Genomic DNA, 3162 nt, shown 5'->3' with positions numbered 1-3162 from the left:
CCCGGTCGGGGGAGGGCGGGCCCGCGGGTCCGGACGGGGTGGTTCCGGACGCGGTGGGGCCGGACAGGGTGGTGCCGGACGCGGTTGGATCCGAGGTGATCTGTGGCGGCCGGTAGCGGAAGACGAGGGTGCTGAGTGTTACCGGGAAGGCGAGTTCGAGACGAGGGTCGGCGCGCACCGTCCGTGCCGCGTGCTGCGCGAGATCATGGCAGGCATCCACCCGGGCGCCGAGACCGTCGCGGCCGAGAGCCCGAAGGGTGACCGCGATGGGGAAGGCGTCCGCGCGGCGGGTGGTCCGCAGCGACCGGCCCAGCAGGCTGGTGAAGCCGGCCGCTTCGTCATCCTCCGGGTTGAGGTACTCCGCCCGTGTCGCGAGGCTGGTCCAGCCGTCGTCGCGGGCGGTGAGGAAGACCCCGGCCGGCGCCGGCTGCCAGCCCAGTTTGTGCAGATCCAGTGCGACCGAATCTGCGAGGTCGAGTCCGTCCAGCAGGCCGGCCAGCCGATCGGACAGCAACGCGCCGCCGCCGTGGGCGGCGTCCACGTGAAGCCAGCAGGCCGCCCCGCCGGACCTTGCCTCCATGTCCGATAGCCCGCTCGGGTCGTGCGCCCCACCTAACCGGACGCGATGTTCCTCGACCACCGCGGCGATCTGCCGAAGCGGGTCGACCGCGCCCGCATCGGTGGTACCCGCAGTGGCCACGACGATGGCCGGCCCGGCGTGCGCGGCCAGGGCGTGGCGTAGCGCCTCGACGCGCATCCGGTGCTGGCCGTCGGTCTCGATGACCCGCACCGGAGGATCGTCGATCGCGAGCAGGGACGCCGCCCGATCAATCGAGAAGTGTGCCGCCGCCGAACGGAACACCCGAGGTGCCGGCCGGTCCGCTCCTCGGTGCCCGGGGCCTCCTCGGTGCCCGGCATCGTGACCCGGGGCGGCCGGGCCCAGAGCGTCTTGCCCGGTCGGGCCACGGCGGGCCGCGTCCCGACCGAGGAGCAGGCCCATCAGGTTCGATTCGGTCCCGCCGGTGGTGATCGTGCCGGTGGCCCGGTCCGGATCGAAGCCGACCAGCGTGGCCAGGGTCGCGACAACCTCGGTCTCGATCGTCGTGGCCGCGGGAGCCTGGTCCCAGGAGTCCAGGGACGGATTGAGGGCGCTCACGGCGAGGTCGGCGGCGACCGCGACCGCCAGCGGGGGGCAGTGCAGATGGGCGGCGCACCATGGGTCCGCCGGGTCCGCGGAACCGGCGGCCAGGGCTTCGACCAGGCCGGTCAGCGCGGCCGACGGGCCGATTCCGGCCCTCGGTAGCAGGGTCCCTGTACCGTCCGGGGGGGTCGGATCGGCCGGAATCGGATCGGCCGGAGTCAGGCCGAGGGCAGCCCTGGTCATGGCGCGCACCACCGGTGGACCACCGGCGGGCAGCGGGCCGCCGCGGATCCGGCGGCCATCGTCGAGGGCGGCCAACGCGAGATCGACCATTGGCCGTAGCCCCGGGAGAATAGGGACCTCCCGCATCCGCGGACCGTCCGTGGGCCCCCCATTCCTCCGCCCCTGTTCCTCCGCCGGCGTGGGCTTCCCGGCTGGCGTGGGCTTCCCGGCTGGCGTGGGCTTCCCGGCCGGCGTGGGCTCTCCGGCCGGCGCGGTGGCGACAGGTGTGTCAGGGCTGCGCGGGGGGATCATCCGGCGGATCCGAACCCGACGGGTGCCTGATCGGCGGGTGGGTGTCCCAAGGCCGCGTGGACGGAGAGCCTGCGGACGGCGGCATCGATGGCGTCGGCGAGGATTGCGAGGACGCGATCGCCCTCCTCATCGCTGAGGATCAGTGGTGGCAACAGCCGGGCGACCGCGCCGTGCCGCCCACCGAGCTCGATGATCAGGCCGCGGCGCAGACATTCGGCCCGTACCAGACCGGCGAGCTGCGGGTCGGCGGGGTGCGCGCCGACGAGGTCGGGGGCTGCGGTCGGATCGACCATCTCGGCGCCGAGCATCAGCCCGCGGCCGCGCACGTCGCCCACCTGCGGCCGGTCCCGGGCGATCTCCGCCAGACCGGTGAGTAGGCGCGTGCCGAGCCGGGCGGCGCGTTCGTCGAGACGGTCCTCCCGCACCAGGCGCAGCGTGGCGTGGCCTGCGGCCATCGCCAGCTGGTTTCCACGGAAGGTGCCGGTATGTGCCCCGGGCGCCCAGGTGTCCAGCTCAGACCGGTAGGCGATGACGGCCAGTGGCAGCCCGCCGCCGATCGCCTTGGACATGACGATGATGTCGGGGGTGATACCGCTGTGCTGCGCGGCCCAGTACTTCCCGGTGCGACCGACTCCCGTCTGGACCTCGTCCAGGATCAGTGGGATGCCGCGGCGACGGGTGATCTCGCGGACGGCGCGGAGCCAGCCGTCGGGCGCGGGAATCACCCCGCCCTCGCCCTGAACCGGTTCTACGATCAGTGCCGCCGGCCTGACGACCCCTCCGGCCGGGTCATCGAGGAGACGTTCGATGTAGCGGGCGGACAGCTCGGCACCGTCCGGACCGGGGGCGCGACCAGACCCCACCCCGAACGGGCACCGGTAGGGGAAGGGGAACGGCAGCCGTACGACGGATGTCGACGGCGGCAGAGGATCTTTGACGGCGACGTTCCCGGTCACGGCCAGGGCGCCCGCCGTCATCCCGTGGTATCCACCGGTGAACGCGAGGATGGTCTGGTTGCCCGTCACCGTCTGCGCGAGCTTGATGGCCGCCTCGACCGCGTCGGCGCCGCTCGGGCCGCAGAAGTGCAGCTTCACATCGCTCCCCATGCCGGCCGGCAGGCAGCCACGGAGTTCATCGGTGAAGGCGTCCTTCTCGGGGGTGGCGAGGTCGAGCGTGTGCAAAGGGGCCCCTCGGGTGAGCATCGACGTGATCGCCTCGGTCACCACCGGATGGTTGTGTCCCAGTGCAAGCGTTCCGGCGCCGGCCAGGCAGTCCAGGTAGCGGCGGCCATCCGCGCCGAGAACCATGGTTCCGGACGCCCGGACAGGCACGATCGGGAGGGTCCGCGCATAGGTCCGTGCCGCCGATTCGCGCTGACGCTGACGCGCGAGGATCATGGCCGGGTTCACGGCACCCGTGGGTGCGGACGTGGGACCCGCGGTGGCGGGGGCTGCGGGCGTGGACCTGGCGGCGACGGGGGTCGTAGT

General features: G+C 73.1%; 2 protein-coding genes. Both read right to left on the bottom strand.

Annotation, left to right across the window (positions count from 1 at the left end; translation table 11 throughout):
• A partial coding sequence (locus AC08OP_RS23360) for a pyridoxal phosphate-dependent decarboxylase family protein (RefSeq protein ID WP_476616136.1) occupies positions 1-1510 on the bottom strand: 1510 nt, incomplete at its 3' end.
• A gap of 161 nt (positions 1511-1671) precedes the next feature.
• On the bottom strand, positions 1672-3084 hold the full coding sequence (locus AC08OP_RS23355; protein WP_476616137.1) for a diaminobutyrate--2-oxoglutarate transaminase family protein: 1413 nt from the start codon (positions 3082-3084) through the stop codon (positions 1672-1674).
• Between the last annotated feature and the right edge of the window lie 78 nt (positions 3085-3162).

The sequence above is a fragment of the Frankia sp. CeRuru1 genome (genome assembly GCF_977966315.1).
The sequence above is the reverse complement of the archived record's forward strand: the minus strand, read 5'-3'. Positions and strand labels throughout refer to the sequence as shown.